The 18,418-nt window shown below is 68.9% G+C and carries 19 protein-coding genes; 7 read left to right on the top strand and 12 right to left on the bottom strand.

Annotation, left to right across the window (positions count from 1 at the left end; translation table 11 throughout):
* Nucleotides 1–6: 6 nt before the first annotated feature.
* Nucleotides 7–639 carry a glutathione S-transferase family protein gene (locus BMZ17_RS19195; RefSeq protein ID WP_093143435.1) on the bottom strand — a complete coding sequence of 211 codons (633 nt, stop codon included), beginning with the start codon at nucleotides 637–639 and terminating at the stop codon, nucleotides 7–9.
* A complete protein-coding gene (glyQ, locus tag BMZ17_RS19190; RefSeq protein ID WP_093143431.1) occupies nucleotides 636–1,580 on the bottom strand; it encodes a glycine--tRNA ligase subunit alpha in 945 nt (314 codons plus the stop codon). Before glyQ ends, BMZ17_RS19195 begins: the two co-directional genes overlap by 4 nt.
* A 93-nt stretch (nucleotides 1,581–1,673) precedes the next feature.
* Between glyQ and BMZ17_RS19185 the strand changes: the two genes are divergently transcribed.
* The 3 genes from BMZ17_RS19185 to BMZ17_RS19175 are packed head-to-tail and all read left to right on the top strand — an operon-like array spanning nucleotide 1,674 to nucleotide 5,167.
* The gene (locus BMZ17_RS19185; protein ID WP_093143428.1) at nucleotides 1,674–3,479 is read left to right on the top strand and encodes a GspE/PulE family protein; all 1,806 of its coding nucleotides are present in this window, start codon (nucleotides 1,674–1,676) and stop codon (nucleotides 3,477–3,479) included.
* Nucleotides 3,476–4,201, top strand: coding sequence for a glutamine amidotransferase (locus tag BMZ17_RS19180; RefSeq protein ID WP_093143423.1), 726 nt, complete (start codon nucleotides 3,476–3,478; stop codon nucleotides 4,199–4,201). The genes BMZ17_RS19185 and BMZ17_RS19180 overlap by 4 nt, the downstream gene beginning before the upstream one ends.
* A 60-nt stretch (nucleotides 4,202–4,261) precedes the next feature.
* Nucleotides 4,262–5,167 carry a BPSS1780 family membrane protein gene (locus BMZ17_RS19175; protein WP_093143419.1) on the top strand — a complete coding sequence of 302 codons (906 nt, stop codon included), beginning with the start codon at nucleotides 4,262–4,264 and terminating at the stop codon, nucleotides 5,165–5,167.
* A 242-nt stretch (nucleotides 5,168–5,409) separates the two neighbouring features.
* On the opposite strand, the gene tatC is transcribed toward BMZ17_RS19175, so the two are convergent.
* The 4 genes from tatC to BMZ17_RS19155 form a co-directional block, all read right to left on the bottom strand.
* Complete coding sequence (tatC, locus tag BMZ17_RS19170) at nucleotides 5,410–6,165, bottom strand: twin-arginine translocase subunit TatC (RefSeq protein WP_093143415.1); 756 nt, start codon at nucleotides 6,163–6,165, stop codon at nucleotides 5,410–5,412.
* Nucleotides 6,146–6,580 (bottom strand): Sec-independent protein translocase protein TatB, encoded by a 435-nt coding sequence (gene tatB / locus BMZ17_RS19165; protein ID WP_093143412.1) that lies wholly within the window; start codon nucleotides 6,578–6,580, stop codon nucleotides 6,146–6,148. Before tatB ends, tatC begins: the two co-directional genes overlap by 20 nt.
* 56 nt (nucleotides 6,581–6,636) lie before the next feature.
* Nucleotides 6,637–6,870: a Sec-independent protein translocase subunit TatA gene (gene tatA / locus BMZ17_RS19160; RefSeq protein ID WP_093143409.1), complete on the bottom strand. Its 234-nt coding sequence runs from the start codon at nucleotides 6,868–6,870 to the stop codon at nucleotides 6,637–6,639.
* A gap of 102 nt (nucleotides 6,871–6,972) precedes the next feature.
* Nucleotides 6,973–7,872, bottom strand: coding sequence for a lipid-binding SYLF domain-containing protein (locus BMZ17_RS19155; RefSeq protein ID WP_093143403.1), 900 nt, complete (start codon nucleotides 7,870–7,872; stop codon nucleotides 6,973–6,975).
* Between the two features lie 152 nt (nucleotides 7,873–8,024).
* On the opposite strand from BMZ17_RS19155, the gene hemH reads away from it, so the two are divergent.
* Complete coding sequence (gene hemH, locus BMZ17_RS19150) at nucleotides 8,025–9,026, top strand: ferrochelatase (RefSeq protein ID WP_175485681.1); 1,002 nt, start codon at nucleotides 8,025–8,027, stop codon at nucleotides 9,024–9,026.
* Entirely contained in the window at nucleotides 9,026–9,880 is an 855-nt protein-coding gene (locus tag BMZ17_RS19145) for an alpha/beta fold hydrolase (protein WP_093143393.1), read from the top strand. The genes hemH and BMZ17_RS19145 overlap by 1 nt, the downstream gene beginning before the upstream one ends.
* A 32-nt stretch (nucleotides 9,881–9,912) precedes the next feature.
* Here the strand turns inward: BMZ17_RS19145 and BMZ17_RS19140 are convergent, their stop codons facing one another.
* From BMZ17_RS19140 to ttcA, 4 genes are all read right to left on the bottom strand, one after another.
* Nucleotides 9,913–10,695 carry a M48 family metallopeptidase gene (locus BMZ17_RS19140; protein ID WP_093143389.1) on the bottom strand — a complete coding sequence of 261 codons (783 nt, stop codon included), beginning with the start codon at nucleotides 10,693–10,695 and terminating at the stop codon, nucleotides 9,913–9,915.
* 60 nt (nucleotides 10,696–10,755) lie between these two features.
* Nucleotides 10,756–11,658 carry a recombination-associated protein RdgC gene (locus tag BMZ17_RS19135; protein ID WP_093143384.1) on the bottom strand — a complete coding sequence of 301 codons (903 nt, stop codon included), beginning with the start codon at nucleotides 11,656–11,658 and terminating at the stop codon, nucleotides 10,756–10,758.
* Nucleotides 11,659–11,793: 135 nt separating this feature from the next.
* Entirely contained in the window at nucleotides 11,794–12,495 is a 702-nt protein-coding gene (locus BMZ17_RS19130) for a hypothetical protein (RefSeq protein ID WP_139203011.1), read from the bottom strand.
* A gap of 80 nt (nucleotides 12,496–12,575) precedes the next feature.
* The gene (ttcA, locus tag BMZ17_RS19125) at nucleotides 12,576–13,454 is read right to left on the bottom strand and encodes a tRNA 2-thiocytidine(32) synthetase TtcA (protein ID WP_093143374.1); all 879 of its coding nucleotides are present in this window, start codon (nucleotides 13,452–13,454) and stop codon (nucleotides 12,576–12,578) included.
* Nucleotides 13,455–13,600: 146 nt separating this feature from the next.
* Between ttcA and BMZ17_RS19120 the strand changes: the two genes are divergently transcribed.
* Nucleotides 13,601–13,810: a YdcH family protein gene (locus BMZ17_RS19120; protein WP_093143369.1), complete on the top strand. Its 210-nt coding sequence runs from the start codon at nucleotides 13,601–13,603 to the stop codon at nucleotides 13,808–13,810.
* Between the two features lie 213 nt (nucleotides 13,811–14,023).
* Complete coding sequence (locus BMZ17_RS19115; protein ID WP_093143365.1) at nucleotides 14,024–14,686, top strand: hypothetical protein; 663 nt, start codon at nucleotides 14,024–14,026, stop codon at nucleotides 14,684–14,686.
* 57 nt (nucleotides 14,687–14,743) lie between these two features.
* Here BMZ17_RS19115 and plsB read toward each other — a convergent pair whose 3' ends face one another.
* Nucleotides 14,744–17,419 (bottom strand): glycerol-3-phosphate 1-O-acyltransferase PlsB, encoded by a 2,676-nt coding sequence (gene plsB, locus BMZ17_RS19110; protein WP_093143360.1) that lies wholly within the window; start codon nucleotides 17,417–17,419, stop codon nucleotides 14,744–14,746.
* Entirely contained in the window at nucleotides 17,419–18,390 is a 972-nt protein-coding gene (locus BMZ17_RS19105) for a hypothetical protein (RefSeq protein WP_093143355.1), read from the bottom strand. The genes plsB and BMZ17_RS19105 overlap by 1 nt, the downstream gene beginning before the upstream one ends.
* Between the last annotated feature and the right edge of the window lie 28 nt (nucleotides 18,391–18,418).

The raw sequence follows: 18,418 nt of genomic DNA, 5'->3' as shown, positions 1-18,418 counted from the left end.
TCCGCGTTAGGTCGTGGGCGCGTCGAAGGCCACGTGGAATTGCTGGAACACCGGCAGGGCTTCGTAGCGCGCCACGCGCGCGGCCAGCGCCGGGTAGGGGGAAAGATCGAACGGCACCGCGTCGGCGGTGAAGGTGCAGCAGCAGGCCAGGGTGATATCGGCCTGCGTCATGCGATCGCCAAGCAGCCAGTCCTGGCCCTGGCGCGCGATGCAGTGCAGCTCCAGCGCGGTCAGCGCGCTGTCGATCTGCACGCGGCAGCGGTCCAGCCATGGGCCATGGCGCTTGTCTTCGGGGCGGTACACGCGCTCGTAGACCATCGCCACGGCCTTGTCGGCCGCACCGGTGGCCAGTGCGATCAGTTGCAATGCCTCGCGTCGCGCGGCACCGCTGGCGGGCAGCAGCGCGCGCTGCGCACCGACGGTTTCGTCCAGGTGGTCGAGCACCGCCGACGATTCGAACAGCACCGCGTCATCGTCCAGCACCAGGGTCGGCACGCGGCCCAGCGGGTTGTAGGCGCGGATCTGCTGCGCATCGCGGCCGGTGGACCAGTTGCGATGGTCGAACGGCAGGCCGAGCGCCGCCATGCTCACCGCAACGCGGCGCACGAACGGTGAATCGAACATGCCGATCAGGATCACGCTGCTTCCCCGGTCTTGTTGCGCTTGAGGCCCGGGAAGCCGAGCTTCTCGCGCTGGGCGTAATAGGCCTTGGCCACGGCCTGGGCCAGCGCCCGTACGCGCAGGATGTAGCGCTGGCGCTCGGTCACGCTGATCGCGCGGCGCGCGTCGAGCAGGTTGAAGCTGTGGCTGGCCTTGGTGACCTGCTCGTAGGCGGGCAGCGGCAGGCCGGCTTCGACCAGGGTCTGGGCTTCCTTCTCGCAGGCGTCGAAGCGGTGGAACAGCTCGGCCACGTCGGCGTATTCGAAGTTGTAGGTGCTCTGCTCGACTTCGTTCTGGTGGTAGACGTCGCCGTAGGTCACCGGCGTGCCGTCCGGGCCGTAGGTCCAGACCAGGTCATAGACGTTGTCGCAGTCCTGCAGGTACATGCACAGGCGTTCGAGGCCGTAGGTGATCTCGCCCAGCACCGGCTTGCACTCGATGCCGCCGGCCTGCTGGAAGTAGGTGAACTGGGTGACTTCCATGCCGTTCAACCAGACTTCCCAGCCCAGGCCCCAGGCGCCGAGCGTCGGCGATTCCCAGTTGTCCTCGACAAAGCGCAGATCGTGCACCAGCGGATCGATGCCAAGCGCCTTGAGCGAATCCAGGTACAGCTGCTGGATATTGTCCGGGTTGGGCTTCATCGCCACCTGGTACTGGTAGTAGCGCTGCAGGCGGTTGGGGTTGTCGCCGTAGCGGCCGTCGGTGGGACGGCGCGAGGGCTGCACGTAGGCCGCGTTCCACGGCTCCGGGCCCAGCGCGCGCAGGAAGGTCGCCGGGTGGAAGGTGCCGGCGCCGACTTCCAGGTCCAGCGGCTGGATCAGCACGCAGCCCTGGTCGGCCCAGTACTGGTTGAGCGTCTGGATCAAACCTTGGAAGGTCAGGCGCTGGAATGTGATGGGTGTGGCCGTCGTGGCAGTCATGCGGCGAAGGGCGGAAAAAGGGGTGGGCTAGTATACGGGCGTGCTGCGGCCACCTTGGCCGCACAAGCCGTTGCCAGGGGCCGGGATCTTTTGATGGAGCAGCAGCGCAAGGCCGATTTCTCTCCCGATTCCACCGTGCTGGGCTCGGGCCGGCTGGACTTCGCCCAGGTCACCCGCGCGTTGCTGGCCGATGGACTGGTGGCCGAGGCCGACAAGGGCCGCATCCAGATGTCGGCCGCTGGCGCGCGCAGCGCCAGCGAGGTCCATCCGCTGGTGCTGCTGGCCAACCTCAAACTGGCCGATGCCCGCGGCGGCGAACTCAGCCTGGAGCGCCTGACCGAATGGCTGGCCAAGCGCGTGGGCGTGCGCTACCTGCGCATCGACCCGACCCGGGTCGACGTGGCCGAGGTCACCGCGGTGGTCAGCCAGGCCTATGCGCGCCGGCACCGGATCCTGCCCATCGCCGTCGAGCCTGACCGGGTGCTGATCGCCACCAGCGAGCCGCTGGATACCGCCTGGAAGCCGGACCTGACCCATCTGACCCGGCGCAATATCGAGCTGGTCCTGATCAACCCGCTGGACCTGCATCGCTACACGATGGAGTTCTTCGGCGTGACGCGCTCGGTGCGCGGCGCCAAGGACATGCGCGACCGCGAGCAGAACACCGCCATGCCCAGCTTCGAGCAGCTGGTGGATTTGGGCAGCAGCGGTGAAGTGGGCGCAGACGATCACCACGTGGTGCAGATCGTAGACTGGATGCTGCAGTACGCCTACGAGCAGCGCGCCTCCGATATCCACCTGGAGCCGCGCCGCGAGCTGGGCCGCATCCGCTTCCGCATCGACGGTGTGCTGCACAAGGTGTTCGAACTGCCGCCGCCGGTGATGACCGCGGTGGTCAGCCGCATCAAGGTGCTCGGCCGCATGGACCTGGCCGAGCGCCGGCGCCCGCAGGACGGCCGCATCAAGACCCGTTCGCCGGGCGGGCGCGAGGTGGAAATGCGCCTGTCGACCATGCCGACCGCCTTCGGCGAGAAGTGCGTGATGCGCATCTTCGACCCGGATACGGCGTTCAAGCCGATCTCCGAGCTGGGCTTCAGCCCGACCGAAGCAGCCGGCTGGAACGGCCTGGTCGAGCAGCCGCACGGCATCGTGCTGGTCACCGGGCCGACTGGTTCGGGCAAGACCACCACGCTGTATTCGACCCTGCGCAAGCTGGCCACGGCCGATGTGAACGTGTGCAGCGTCGAGGACCCGATCGAGATGATCTCGCCGGAGTTCAACCAGATGCAGGTCCAGACCAACATCGACCTGGACTTCGCCTCCGGCGTGCGCACGCTGCTGCGCCAGGATCCGGACATCATCATGATCGGCGAGATCCGCGACCTGGAAACCGCGCAGATGGCAGTCCAGGCCTCGCTCACCGGCCACCTGGTGCTGTCCACGCTGCACACCAACGACGCGCCCTCGGCCATTACCCGCCTGCTGGACCTGGGCGTGGCCCATTACCTGGTCGCCTCGACCCTGACTGGCGTGCTGGCCCAGCGCTTGGTGCGCACCCTGTGCCCGCACTGCAAGGCGCCCACCGCGGTGCCGCCGCATGCCTGGGAGATCCTGCTGGAAACCGGCCGTCGCGTGCCCGAAGACGCCAACCCGCATGGCCCGGTCGGCTGCCTGGAATGCCGGCGCACCGGCTACATGGGCCGCGTCGGCCTTTACGAGCTGATGCCGATGACCCCGCAGCTGCGCGCGATGATCCGCGCCGACATGGATCTGGCCGCGTTCACCCGCGCGGCGCGCATTCAGGGCATGCGCACCCTGCGCGACGCGGGCCTTGACATGGTGGCGCGTGGTCTGACGACAATCGAGGAAGTTGTCTCGGTCCTGCCCCCACGGGAATGAACGCCCCATTTTTGATCGTTGAAACCGGCCAGCCACTGCGCTCGCTGAAGCGCCACGGCGGTTTTTCGCACTGGATCCGCGTCGCCGCCGGGCTTGAAGCCCACGAAACCGTCGTCGCCAACGTCGAGCGCGGCGATGCGCTGCCCGAGCGCGCCGGCTTTGCCGGGATCATCGTCTCCGGCTCCTCGGCCATGGTCACCGACCGCGCTGACTGGAGCGAACACGCCGCCGGCTGGCTACGCGAGGCCGCCCACGAAGGCGAGTCGTTGTTGGGCATCTGCTACGGCCACCAGCTGCTGGCCCATGCCCTGGGCGGCGAGGTGGCTTACAACCCGGCCGGGCGCGAATCGGGCACGGTGCGGATCGATTTGCACCCGCCGGCGTTCGAGGACCCGCTGTTTGCCCACCTGCCGGGCGATTTCGTGGCCCACACCAGCCACGTCCAGACCGTGCTGCGCGCGCCGGAAGGGGCGACCGTGCTGGCCCGCTCGCAGCGCGACGACTGCCAGGCCTTCCGCTGGGGCGAGCGTGCCTGGGGGATGCAGTTCCACCCGGAATTTGCCACCCACCACATGCGCGGCTACGTGGCCGCCCGGGCCGAGCATCTGCGCAGCACCGGCCAGTGCCCGGTTCAGATCAATCGCGAGGTGACGGCCGCCCCGCAGGCGCGCACACTGTTGCGCCGATTCGTGCGTCACGCCCGCCAGGCGCGTGCGCGCTGAACTGACCGCCCCGCGGTTGGTCCAAGAGCTTCCCCCGCAGGTTTTTTCCGGATTTCTTCGATGTCGATGATCAACAAGGTGCCGGCCAGCGCCGGCGCGCAATGGCTGCTGGACGGACTGGCCACGCTGCGCCAGGCGCCGCTGCAGCTGGGCATGCTGGGCGCGCTGTGGGCGCTGCTGTCGCTGCTGGCCACCCAGCTGATGCTGCTGGCCACCGTGCCGGGGCTGTTCCTGCAGCTGCTGCTGGGGCTGGCCTCGCCGGTGCTGTTCGCCGGTGTGCTGGGCGCGGTGCGCAAGGCCGCGGCCGCCCAGCCGGTGCGCCTGGGCGACCTGTTCGGCGGGTTCCGCACCGGCCACGTGCCGAGCCTGGTGGCGACCCTGCTGCCGCAGGTGATGCTGGCGCTGTTCGCCGGCCTGCTGCTGATGGCGCTGCTGGGCAGCGAAGGCGTGCAGCAGCTGCAGACCGTCATCGCCCACCTGGAAGAACAGGCCGCCAGCGGCGGCCAGCCCGATCCGGCGCTGGTCGCCCAGCTGCCGGCCGGACGCCTGCTGCTGTGGCTGCTGCTGCTGATCGTCGGTGCGCTGGTGGCCAGCCTGCTGGTGTTCGTGGCGGTGCCGGACGTGACCTTTGCCGGTCGCAAGGGCGGCGAAGCAATGTCCAACAGCCTGCGCGCCTGCCTGCACAACCTGCCGGCGGTGGTGGTGTTCTACCTGCTGCTGTTCATCGTGTTGGTGCCGCTGATGGTGATCGTGCAGCTGCTGGGCCTGGCCGTGTCGATGGTGGCCGGGCAGGGCCTGGGCGTGCTGCTGACCAACGTGCTGTTGATGGGCGTGATGCTGCCGCTGCTGGGCGGCTGCGTGACCAGCGCTTGGCGCCAGCTGCTGGGCCATGCGCAGGGTTCGGCGACCGGTGAATCCGCCGCCCCGCCGCCGCCGCCGAGCAGCCCGGGCACCTTCGCCGCCTGATTGGCAGAGGTTTGATCGCTCAATGCAGCAACGGCCCGCGCAAGCGGGCCGTTTTCGTTGGTGCTGGCATCGGCCGTGGCGCTGATTCCGACGTCCAGATTTGCGATGCCGCTGGACGCATCCATCCCACGCACTCGCGCTTGCTGCTGCGCTGTTGCGGGAGCTGCTTCAGCGGCGACGCTACTCTTCCGGTAAAGCCACATCGCCGCTGAAGCGGCGCCCACACACCAGCAAGGCGAGGCTCACGCCTCGGCGCGTTTGCGCGGGATGACCCAGCGGCAGGCAATGATGCCCAGCTCGTAGAGCAAGCACATCGGCAGGGCCAGCATCAGCTGCGAGACCACGTCCGGCGGGGTGATCACCGCAGCGATCACGAACACGCCGACGATGGCGTAGCCGCGCGATTCCTTGAGCTGCGCCGGCGTCACCAGGCCCAGCGCCACCACGATCACCATCGCCACCGGCAGCTCGAAGCTCACTCCGAACGCCAGGAAGATCACGGCCACAAAATCCAGGTACTTGGCCGGGTCCGGCGCCAGCGTCACCACGTCCGGGGTGAACACGGTCAGCGCATGGAACACCGCCGGCAGCACCGCAAAATACGCGAACGCACAGCCGGCGAAGAACAGCAGGATCGAGGACACCAGCAGCGGCACCGCCAGGCGCTTCTCGTGCTTGTACAGGCCCGGTGCGACGAACGACCACGCCTGGTAGATCAGCCAGGGCGAGGCCACAAACAGCGACAGGTAAAAGGCCAGCTTGATCGGCGCGAAGAAGCCTGAGGTCGGGTCGGCTGCGATCATCTTCTGCGCCTGGTCCGTTGGCAGCGCCGCCAGCAGCGGCATCGCGAGATGATCGAACAGGCGCTTGGCGAACGGCACCGCCACCACCAGCACGATCGCCACGCCCGCGATGCCCCGGATCAGCCGCGTGCGCAGCTCGATCAGGTGCTCCATCAGGCTGCTTTCGGCCTCGTGGTCAGGCGTGTGGTCGGTCATCGCCCGGCTCTTTGCGTGGGGCCGGCGCGGCTTCGGCCGATGCGGCGGCGTCGGCCTGCGGCGTCACGCCCGCGTCCGGCGCGGCGGCCGCGGCGACATCGGTGGCGGTGTCGTCGGCCTTCGTGCTGCGGACTTCGTCGCGCACCTCGTTGAACTCGCGCTGGGCCTCGTTGTGACTGCGGCGCATGGCTTCGTCAGTGCGGCGCAACGCTTCCTGCGCGTCGTGCAGGTTGCGCTTGAGCTCGTCGGCGGCCAGTTCGCGCTCCAGCTCGCTCTTGACCGAATCCCACTGGTTGCGCGCGCGGCGCACCCACAGGCCTGCGAAGCGTGCGGCCTTGGGCAGGCGCTCGGGACCGAGCACGACCAAAGCGACGATCGCAATGACGATCAGTTCGGGGAAGCCGACATCAAACATGGCAGCAGGCGCCCGTCAGGCGGGCGCAAAAGACGACGACACGACCTGCCTCGCGATCAGCGGGCGTCGCCGCTGCGTTCGCGCTCGCGTTCCTTGGCGGCCGCTTCCTCGGCGCCGCGCGCTTCGTCGGACAGCCGGGCAACCGGCTTGTCTTCGTCACGCATGCCCTTCTTGAATTCCTTCACCGCGCTGCCGAGGTCCTTGGCGCCGCTGGTCAGCCGCTTGGTGCCGAACACCAGCAGAACGATGGCCAGAACGATGATCCAGTGCCAGATGCTTAAGCCGCCCATGATGGACTCGATGGAAAAAGTGAGGGTTGAGGATACCGCAGCTGCACAGCAGTGGCGTCGGTCATCATGTGCTGCAGGCGCAGAAACACGACGACAAAGCCGTCAGTTCAGCTGTTCGGTGCGGACTTCACCTTCGCCCACCGGCTGGAAACCCTGCTGCGGCGCCGGCTGCGTGGTGGCCGGCTGGCCGCCGATCGGCGCGGTTTCGGCGCCCGGACGCGGGGCTTCGACCGGCGGCGGCGCGCTGGGCGTGCCGGTGGTGACGGTGCCGCGCGCGTCGGTGCCGCGGTTGGCGCGGGCATTGGCGGTGGCTTCTTCCAGCTCGTCGCGGAAAGAGACCACCTGCGCGGTCGGGCGGCCGGCGCGGCTTTCGAAGATCGCGCGCGGCGTGGCGGTCGCGCCGTAGGCGTTGGCGTTGGCGTCCTTGTCGATCGACAGGACCGCGCCGTCCAGCGCGATGCCCGCGAACAGGCCGCGCGCGCGCGACCACGACCAGATCTCGGCCTTCAGCTGGCCATCGGTGGCGGCCGAAGCGTTGCGGCCGACCGGACCAGCGGCCACGCCGGCATCGGCGCCGAGGGTGAACTTGCCGTTGACGATGTTGTTGAGCGAGCGGTCGTTGCGGAACACCAGGATGATGTCCGAGGACTGCACGCCGGCCTGGAAGCCGATGCTGCCGCCGGTGAGCTTGACGAACACCGGCTGCGACCAGGTGCCGTCGGGGTTCTTGACCGACATCAGGCCGTGGCCGCTGCGGCCGCCGAACACCAGGCCGACCTTGAGCGAGTCGGGGATGACGATGATCGCGCGGCCTTCGTCCAGCAGTTTCTCGGGGATGGACTCCTCGGGGATGCGCTGGATATCGGCCAGCACGCGCGTGGCATTGGCGGCGCGCTCGTCTTCCTCGGTCCCGGCGAAGGCCTGCGTGGCGGCCAGGCTGGCCAGCATCAGGATGCCCAGGCGGGCCAGACCGCGGCGCGGTGCGAAACGGGACAGGGACATGCAGGTCGACTCCGTGGAGGAATGAGGCGTTGTAACCGATGTGCGCGGCGATGACATCGCCCGCCATGCAACGGCGCGAGCCTAGTCATGGCAGGGTGAATCGGCCATGAGTTGGGCCCGCCGCGGCAAGGGCATCTGTCATCATGACGCACATGCCCCCCGTCCTTCCCGCTGCGCGCGATGTGTCCGCGCACGAACCGCCTTCCGCCGCCATCGCAGGCACCCTGGTGCTGGTCAACCTGGGCACGCCCGAGGCGCCGACCGCGCCGGCCGTGCGCCGCTACCTGGATGAATTCCTCAGCGATCCGCGCGTGGTCTCGATCCCCGGCTGGATTTGGAAGCCGCTGCTGCGCGGGGTGATCCTGCCGCTGCGCAGCCCGAAATCGGCGGAGAAATACGCCAAGGTCTGGCTGGACGGCGGCTCGCCGCTGGCGGTCTACACCACGGGTTTGGCCGCACAGCTGCAAACCTTGCTGCCGCAGTGGCGGGTGCTGCCGGCGATGCGCTACGGCCAGCCGGCGCTGCGCGCGCTGCTGCAGCGGCTCAAGGGCGAAGGCATGCCGGTGCGCGTGCTGCCGCTGTATCCGCAGTATTCGACCACTACCACCGCCTCGGTGCAGGACGTGGTGACTGCAGAACTGCCGCAGGCGGTTTCGGTCGAGGATTACGCCGAAGACCCGGACTGGATCGCCGCCGTCGCCGCCTCGATCGCGCAGTGGCGCCAGGCCAACGGCAGCGGCGAACACCTGCTGTTTTCCTTCCACGGCCTGCCGCAGCGCGTGGCCAACAACGGCGACCCGTATCCGCAGCGCTGCGAGCGCAGTGCCGCGCTGATCGCGCAGGCGCTGGGCCTGGGCGAAGGCGACTGGACGCTTACCTACCAGTCGCGCTTCGGCAAGGAGCGCTGGCTGGAGCCGGCCACCGATGTCGAACTCAAGGCGATGGCCGCGCGCGGCCTGCGCATGGTGGACGTGGTCTGTCCGGGGTTCGCGGTGGATTGCCTGGAAACGCTGGAGGAAGTGGGCATGCAATTCGCCGAGGGCTTCGCCCACGACGGCGGCACGCTGCGCTATATCCCCTGCCTCAACGACACCACCGATCACGCACGCGCCCTGGTCGCGATGCTGGAGCGTCAGCTGGGATCGATGCGCTGATGCAGCTGACCGAATGCGTCCTGCCCGCAGCGCTGGGCGAGTTGCACGCGCTGCGCGGTGGCGATCCGCAAGGCCCCAAGGTGATCGCGCTGCACGGCTGGCTGGACAACGCCGCCAGCTGGCTGCCGCTGCTGGGCCTGTTGCCGCAGCCGCTGGAGATCGTGGCGCTGGATCTGCCCGGCCACGGCCGCAGCGCGCACCTGGGTCCGGGTGCGGAGTATTCGCCGTACGTGGCGATCAACGCGGTGCTGGATGCCGCCGACGCGCTGGGCTGGGAGCGTTTTGCGCTGCTCGGGCATTCGATGGGCGCGGCGATTTCGAGTTTGACCGCCGCCGCCTGCCCGCAGCGCGTGCGTCGATTGGTGTGCATCGAAGCGCTGGGCGGCTTGGGCGAAGACCCGGCGCAGGCGCCCGAGCGCATGCGCGATGCGATGGGCGCCGCACGCGCCAAGTCGCGGCGCGGGCTGCGCGTGTTTCCGTCGTTGGCCGCGCCGATCCGCGCCCGCATGCAGGTCAACGGCCTGACCGAAGCCAGCGCCCGCCTGCTGGTCGAACGCGGCGTGCGCGGGCTGGACAACGGCTGGGTGTGGAGTACCGATCAGCGCCTGACGCTGCCCTCGCTGTATCGCGCCACGCATGCGCAGGTCGATGCGATCGTCGACGCCATCGATTGCCCGGCGCAGGTGATCCTGGCCGAACAGGCGCAGCCGTATTTCCCCGAGCCGCTGCGCAGCGAGCGCGCCGCACGCCTGCGCAATGGGCGGACCTTCATCCTGCCCGGCAGCCACCACCTGCACATGGACAACGCGGCCGCGGTGGCCGGCGTGATCGGCGGGTTCCTCGGCGAAGACTGAGCCGTTGCAGCTCGTGGCAGGAGTGAAAGCAATCAGCTTTGCAGAAGCGCCCGCAGCTGTGCCTTCAGCACGCGGCCTTCCTCGTGGAAGTACGCCCGCTCGGCGCGCCAGTCGGGGAAGCGCTGCTCCACCTCATGCCAGAACGCGGCCGAATGGTTCGGCTGGGCCAGATGGCACAGCTCGTGGACCAGCACGTATTTGAACGCGCTCGGCCGGGCCAGTACCAGCGACAGGTCCAGCGCCATCGAGCCATCCGGGCTCAGTGAGCCCCACTGCGAAGACATCAGCTTGAAACGGATCCGCCCCGGCGCGCGCGGCAGGCCGGCCAGGTGGCGCGGCATCCAGCGGCCGATGTCGGCGCGGCCCTGCGCTTCGTAGAACTCGCGCAGCGCACGCGACAGCATCGCTGCGCTCGCCCGCTCGGGCCATTGCAGGTGCAGGCCATCGTCTTCCAGCTGCAGGCGCGTGTAGCGCCCGGGCTGCCAGTGCAACGGCACGGCCTGGCCGCGCAGGGGCAGCGTCGCGGTGATGCCCGGCTGCAGCGGTTGCACCGAGTCGGGCACCGCGCTGCGCGCCAGCTGTTCGTGCAGCCAGTCGCGATGCAGTTCCAGGAAGCGGTCGCCGGCAATCAGGCTTGCGCGCAGTGGCAGGGTCAGGCGCGCGCCGCGCTCGTCCACGCTCAGGCGGATGCGACGCGCCCGCGGATCGCGTACGCGCTGCACCACGATCGGCGCACTGCCATCTTCGGCAGGCACCAGCACGGTGTCGCGTTCGACACTGCGGGTCGGTTTGGCGATGAGCCGGCGCAGCAACATGCCGGCATTGTACGGAAGCGCATGGGACTGTCGTTTGACAGCCCCGCACGCGGCGCGCGCTTACTCGACCTTGCTCAGCTTCAGCGCGCCTTCGAGGATCACGAACAGGCGGCGCACTTCGGCGCTCATCAGGACGAAGCGGGCGTCGAGTTCGGCGCGCAGGTCGTCGCCCTGGCTGTTTTCCAGTTCGTCCACGGCGCCTTCCAGGAACTTGAGCTTGCGCACGATCAGGTCGTCGCCCAGGACGAAGGAGATGTGGTCGTCCAGGATCAGTGCCAGCTTGGTGACCTGCTTGCCGGCTTCCAGGTGCTTGTCGATTTCCTCGCAGCGCAGTTCCTGGTGCTGGCACTTGACCACCGCGCCGCCGTCGATGGGGTCCTTCATCTCGCATTCTTCGCCCAGGCTGATGCCTTCGGGCAGGGGCTCGCCGGCGATCCAGCCGGTGAGGATGGAGCGCGGCGCGACCTCGGCGTTGATCGGCATCGCGGGGAAGCTGCCCATGACGCCGCGCAGCTCGGACACGACGTTCTCTGCGCTCTTGCGCGATGAGGCGTCCACGGCAATGAAGCCGCACTTGAGGTCCAGCAGCGCGTCGATGCGCGAGGGTTTGACGAAGGCGCGCGGCAGCAGCTCGTGCAGCAGGTCGTCCTTGAGCCGCTTGCGGGTCTTGCCGCCGGGGCGGCGCCCTTCCTTGGCTTCGATTTCGTCCAGTTTGCGGGTCAGCAGGTCGTTGACCACCGCACCGGGCAGGATCTTGTCCTCGCCGCCGACGCTCACCCAGATCGCGTCTTCCACCCGGTGGGTGGCCACGTCCTCGCTGCGGCTGAAGGGATTGATGAAGCCGCGCGAGTTCATCTCCAGCGGGCCGACCGGCTTGAGCGGGGCGGTCGCCACCTGAGCGTCGAGTTCGGAAAAATCCAGCGAAGTGGGGAAGCGGAACAGCGTCAGGTTGCGAAAGAACATGCGGGGGACCGTGTGGGAGGCGCGGCGCGGCTGAAAAGCAGCGCCCGACGCGGAAGATGGCCCCCGATTATCGCCGTTGGGGCCGTGCCGGACAGCCTTGACAGGCTGGTCCGGCGGCGGTCCCGGATTGCACGCTTACTGGCCGACCAGCTGGACCGCGTCGATCGACACCCGGTTGCTGATGGCATTGGTTGCCAGGGTCAGGCGCACGCCCTTGGCCTTGTAGGTGGTGGGATCGAAGCTGCGCTGGAACCAGTTGATCTCGCCGCCGTCGTAGGCGTCGTTGTCGGCGCCTTCCCAGACGGTGTGGCGCGCGCCGGCCTCGTCGACCAGCTCGACCTTGATGATGGCGCCAGGTCCGTAGGTCTGGCGCACGCGCACGGCGCTGGCCGAAACCGGCTTGTCGTAGGTCAGGTCCAGCCATTCGATGCCGGCGTTGGCTTTTTCAGGCGACCAGCCCTGTTTGTCGCCGCTGGTGTTCTCCGCATCGGGCGCGCCGGTGGCCTGGGTCGCGGCCCAGCTCTGCTCGCTGGTCGGGATCGCCGTGGCGTAGGTGCTGCTGGCGGTGGCGCCGGTGGCCCACTGGCCCTGGGGGTCGTCGAGGATCTTCTGGTTGTCCAGCGCGCGCTGGATCTTGGCCTGTTTCTGGGCCGCTTCGCGCTGTTCGGCGGTGGGTTCGGCCGGAGGCGTTTCAGCCGGTGCGCTGGCAGGTGGCGTGGTTGCCGCCGGCGCGGCCGCGGGCGTGGTCTCGCTGGGGGGCTCGGGCTTCTTGCAGGCCGACAGGACCAGGGTGGAGGCCAGCAACACGCAGGCGGGGACAACGAGGGGCTTGATCACGCAAAAACTCCTTTTCTTGAAGACGCTGCCGGCCAACGCGGGCACGGATCAGCGCGGGGGATCGAGCGGGGGAAATCCTGTCAGTCGGTGGCGTCCTTCTCGCTACACGCCGGCGCGGCCTGCGCCACCAGCGCAGCGAAATCGAACAGGGCCGGGTCGGCCAGCTGCGCCGGGCGCACATCGGCCAGGGCGCGGGCGATCTGGTCGACGCGGCCGGGATGGTCGCGGTCCCATTGCTGCAGCAGCTGGCCGACCTGGCGACGCTGCAGATTCTCCTGGCTGCCACACAGGGTGCAGGGAATGATCGGGAACCGGCGCGCCTCGGCGTACTGCACGATGTCCGCCTCGCGCACGGTGATCAGCGGCCGGATCACCACGTGGCGGCCGTCGTCGGAGAGTAGCTTGGGCGGCATCGCGGCCAGCTTGGCGTGGTGGAACAGGTTCATGAAGAACGTGGCCACCGCATCGTCGCGATGGTGGCCCAGCGCGATCTTGGTGAAGCCGTGCTTGGCTGCGTGGGCATACAGCGCGCCGCGCCGCAGCCGCGAGCACAGCGAACACATCGTCTTGCCCTCGGGTACGACCCGGGTCACGACCGAATAGGTGTCCTGCTCGATGATCTGGTAAGGCACGCCTAGCGCGCGCAGGTACTCCGGCAGGACGTGCTCGGGGAAGCCCGGCTGCTTCTGGTCCAGGTTGACCGCGACCAGCTCGAACGGCACCGGCGCCTTCTTCTGTAGCTGCAGCAGCAGGTCCAGCAGGGTGTAGCTGTCCTTGCCGCCGGACAGGCAGACCATCACCTTGTCGCCGGCTTCGATCATCCCGTAATCGGCGATGGCCTGGCCGACCTGGCGGCGCAGCGCCTTGGCCAGGCGTGCCTGATCGCCGGACGCACGCGGCGCATCCGCGCGCGGCGGCGCAGGGTCGTGCAACAGCTGCAGGGGCAGGGCGGCGGGCATTGGCGGTGAGTTTAGCGGGCCGCTGCCGGGCACGTCGGGTGAACGGGGGCGCGCAATTGTCAGCAGATGTGTCCGTCCCGCCGGGGCGATGGCCCCGGCATCCGGGTGCCTGCCGCACCGACACAGTGCGGCGGTATGCTGGATCGATGGACAACGCCATTCCCACCCCCGAGGTCGTTTCCCGCCTGTCCGCCTTGCGGCGCGAGCACCGCGACCTGGACGTGGAGATCGCCGAGCGCGTGGCCGAGCTGCAGGCCGACGAGCTGACCGTCAAGCGCCTGAAGAAGCGCAAGCTCTGGCTCAAGGACTGCATCGCCCGGCTGGAGAGCGCGCTGATCCCGGACGAGCCGGCGTAAGGCCGCAGCGGCCGATCGGGGCAATTCGGGCCGCGCTTGGCGGCTTGTGACACAAGGCGTCACCCGCGAGGAGGGGGCGCCGGGCCAGGGCGGATCGGTCGATTGCATTGCATGACGGGCACTTGGCGCCGGCCCGGGTCGCTTGGCCCGATGTTTGCTTGACACCTGGAACTCGACCCGGACCTTCCGGGCTTTAGCGGTGCTCCGGGCTCCATGTACTCCGTTGCTTCCAGTGCGTCTTACATCCCGTCCCTTCCGCGCGAGGGGGCTGTCCTCCAGCCGGTCCGCTTCGGTCCGGGCCACGCTGGGCTGGCCCTGGCCGGCCTGCGCCAACGCCTGCACGACGAGCATGGCGAGTCGCTGGAACAGGACGGCCTGGAACAGAGCGGCACCACCGTGGCGATCTCGCATGGCGAGGAGCTGGTGGCGGCGCTGCGCATCCACGCGGCCGACACCCCGCAGCTGCGTCGCGAGATGGGCGCCTTGCTGCGGCTGGAGCGCTTCGCCGGCAGCTGGCCAGCGGAGAGCATCGTGGTCGGTTCGCGCCTGTCGGTGCTGGCCGATTACCGCACCCGGCCGGTCATCGACCTGCTGATGCGCGAGACCTACCGGCTGGTGCGCGACTCGGGCGTGCGGTTCGGCCTGATCAGCTGCGCGCCGGAGCTGCACGCGTTGTTCGCCTTCTACGGCTTCCGCGAGTATTTGCCGCCGGCGATCCTGCCCGGTGGCACCGCGACCCTGCGCATGGCCCTGGTCTGCGAATACCAGGCCGACCTGCTGGCCAGCCAGTCGCCGCTGCTGGACCTGGTGCGGCAGCCGGAGATCGGCGAGTCGGCCCATGCCTGGCTCGCCCAGGCCTTCCCGATGCTGGGCTGAGGCCACTCCTCCCACGGACGGAAAAAAGGCGCCTTGAAGGCGCCTTTTTCGTGTCGTTCATTCTGAAAGATCAGGAGCCGGCACGGGGCGCGCGGCCTCGGGGCTGACGCGTTCGATGGTGTGGCGCAGTTCGCGGCCCAGGATGATCTTGGCGTCGCGCGCCCAGGCATCCAGGCGCGCGTCGAACAGCAGCTTGCTGTTTTCGTCCGGCCACACCAGCTTAAGCTCGCGCAGCTTCTGGATGAAGCCGCGGAACAGCGTCTTATCGAAGAACTCCGGCGCGGCCGGTGCGTACAGCAGGCTCAGGCGCTGGGCGGCCTGCTGGCACAGGCTTTCCAGTTCGGCGGTGCCGAGCACGCCGGGGCCGTTCTTCACCAGCACGCTGATGGCGATGTAATAGCGCTCGAAGGCCTGCTGCAAGGAGTGGCCGATCGCGCGCAGGCGGAACACCTCGTCGGTCTGGCCGGCGTTGCGGGCCAGGATGCCGCCGTCTTCCTCGCCGACTTGCTCCAGCAGGTGGGCTTCGATGAAGACATCGATGGTGCGCGCGATGCGCTCGGCGAATTCTTCCTGCGTCCACGGCAGGAACAGTTCGGCCTGCAGGAACGGATACAGCTGCACGCCCAGCCCGACCAGGCGCTGGCGCGACATGCGGCGGTTGTTCTGGAAGCAGCAGGCGATCCACGACGCGGCCGTGAACAGGTGCAGCACGTTGTTGCGGTAATAGCTCAGCAGCACCGCGGTGTCTTCGTCGACCACGTCCAGCACGTCGCCCAGCGGATGGCGGATGCGGCGCAGGACGTTGATCTCCAGGCCGTGGGCGATGATCCGCTCGGGGCTGTGCGGAGAGACGGTGACGCGGTCCGAATACGGCAGGCGCGCCAGAAGCGTCTTGGACAGCTCGATCTGCGCAATCAGGTCGGCCTCGGCCATCGCGTGCTTGGGCGTGGACAGCAGGGCCAGCGCCAGCAGGTTGATCGGATTGACGTCGGCCGCGCCGTTGATGCGGGTGTGGATGTCGGTGGCCAGCGTATCGACGACATTGCCCAGCCACGCGGGCTTTTCATCCTCTTTGAGCGGCTCGCCGTTCCACTCCGGCGCGCGCGCGGCCAGCACGTCGTTCAATGCGATGGGCTCGCCGAAGTTCACCACCACCTGGCCGTAGTTGCGGCGCAGGATCTGCGGGATGTTCCACAGCAGGACCCAGATCGATTCCTTCTGCTTGGGCCGGCCGGAGAGCTCGTCCAGGTAACTGTTGCCTTCGATCAGCTTCTCGTAGCCGATGTACACCGGCTGGAACAGCACCGGCTTGCGCGGCTGGCGCAGGTAGGCGCGCACGGTCATCGAGATCATGCCGCCCTTGGGCGGCACCAGCCGGCCGGTGCGCGAGCGCCCGCCTTCGATGAAGTACTCCAGCGAATACCCGCCCGACACCAGCTGCGCCACGTACTCGGTGAACACCGCCGAATACAGCGGGTTGCCGCGGAAACTACGGCGCATGAAGAACGCGCCGCCCTTGCGCAGCAGCGTGCCGATCACCGGCAGGTTGAGGTTGATGCCCGCGGCGATGTGCGGCGGCACGATGCCGCGTTCGTACAGCAGGTAGGACAGCAGCAGGTAGTCCATGTGGCTGCGGTGGCTGGGCACGTAGACGATCTCGTGCCCGGGCGCGGCGTCCTTGAACTTGTCCAGGTGGTGGACCAGCACGCCGGCGTAGATGCGGTTCCAGACGTGGGTCAGCAGGAAGCTGGCCGAGCGCACCACCGGATTGGAATAGTCGGCAGCGATTTCCCAGGCGGCGGCGTGGGCTTTCTTCCACGCGTCTTCGGGCTTGGAATTGTCGCGGCGGGCCTGGTCGGCGATGGCGTCCTTGACCGATTCGGCGGCCAGCACCTGGTCCACCAGCAGGCGGCGGGTGGACAGGTCGGGACCGATCACCGATTCGCGGATGCGGTGGAAGTGCGTGCGCAGCACGCGCGAGAGCTTGCGCACGGTGCGCTCGGGCGGCAGCGCTTCCTCGACCGAGTCGCGGATCGAGACCGGCGGCGAGAACCGCACGATGGTGCTGCGGCCGTTGAGCAGGATCGCCAGCAGCCGGCGGAAGCGGCCGACGATGGCCCAGTTCTCCGAGAACAGCACCGAGAACCAGCCGCTGGCCTTGTCCGGCGCGCGGCCAACGAAGATCGACACCGGCACCAGCTGCACGTCCAGTGCGAGGTTGTTGCGGTGCGCCTGCAGCAGTTTGGCCAGCGAGTCCGAATGGGTCTTGGTGCTGCCGGCTTCAGGGATGAGCGTGCTGGCGTTGCGGCGCGACAGGGCCAGGTAGGCGCGCTTGCGCCGGATCGGGTCGCCCGGCAGCGGCAGTAGCGGCGAGGGCAGGCCGGCGGCCTGGCAGGCGCGGTCCAGGATCAGTGCGTTGGACAGGCCATAGTCCTCCAGCACGTAGCAGACCGGGCGGCTGTCGATCAGCGCCCCGGGGGCTTCGGGCTCGATGTCCAGGTTGACCCAGGGATCGACCAGCTTGTGCATAAGCCGCGCCCACAGCGGGGTCTTGCCGGGCCGGCCGATCGGCGCGGACACCGGGATCGGCAGCTGCGCCGGGGCCGGTTCGGCGCCTTCTGGCGCGACGGGTGGCGCGGGCGTGGCCGGGGTGTCGGCCGCGTCCGGTCGCGGGTCTTCCGGGCCTTTGCCGGCGGGGAAAGGCAGGGGATTCTGTTCAGGCATCGGCGTCATTATGCCCAATGGCCCCTGACGGCCGTCCCCACGCGCTGGGCGACCTTGCCGTCACTTGGCGGTGGCGTGGTCACGGGCGGCTCGGGTTCCGGCGCCGGCGGGGTGGCTTTCTGCAGCGCTTCGCGCAGTTCGGCGGCCTGGTCCATGTAATCGGCCACGTACCAGTGCCCGGCCTGCTGGCGCAGGGTGACGGTCAGCTGGATCGGCTTGCTGGCCAGTGGATAGGTCACCGCGACCATGGCCAGGTTGTCCTTGGTGGTGACCGTGCCGGTCTGCAACTTGGCCAGGCTGTCATCCAGGTCCAGGCCGTAATCGGAGAGCACGCCGGTGAAGGCGGCCAGGAAAGGATCCAGCTGCGCCAGCGCGGCTTCCATGCCGGCCGCCTTGAGGTCGGCGTCGCTGTCGATCCGGGTGGCGCGCGCGGCGGCGACCAGGGTGCGCAGCGCGGTATGGGCGCGCGGCGCATCGGCCAGCGGTGCGCCCTGCGCCCAGGTGGCCAGCACCGGGATGACCTGGCCGAAGTGCGCGCGCTGGCTGGGGCTGAAGTCGCCCTGGGTCTTCACGTACTGGCCGACGAACAGGCCCAGCGTCTGCGCCGCGTTGCGCAGGTCGGCTGCCTGCCCGGCCAGCTGGCGGTCGTAGTCCTGGCCGAGCTGGCGTTCGGCATCGTTGGCCGACAGCGCGCCTAGCATCGGCACGATCTTCTCCGGCAGCGGCAGTTCGCTCAGCGGCCAGCGGCTCAGGTCCTGCTGCCAGGCGTCGGCGAAGGTCCGGTAGTCCTGCGGTGGCACCGCGGCGCGGGCGAAGCCGGACAGGTCGTGCTGGCGCAGCAGGTCGGCCAGCTGGCGCACGGTGGCGGCCGGGCCGTCGGGCGTGTCGGCCACCGCCGGCGGCTGGCCAGGGGTGCAGGCGACCAGCGCCAACAGGGCACAGGCGAGAACGGCGGCGAGGATGCGCTGGGCCAGAAGCATGGGGGGTCCCCCTGTGGAGCAGGCCATC

This window comes from Pseudoxanthomonas sp. GM95, assembly GCF_900109775.1.
GTDB lineage: Bacteria > Pseudomonadota > Gammaproteobacteria > Xanthomonadales > Xanthomonadaceae > Pseudoxanthomonas_A.
The sequence above is the reverse complement of the archived record's forward strand: the minus strand, read 5'-3'. Positions and strand labels throughout refer to the sequence as shown.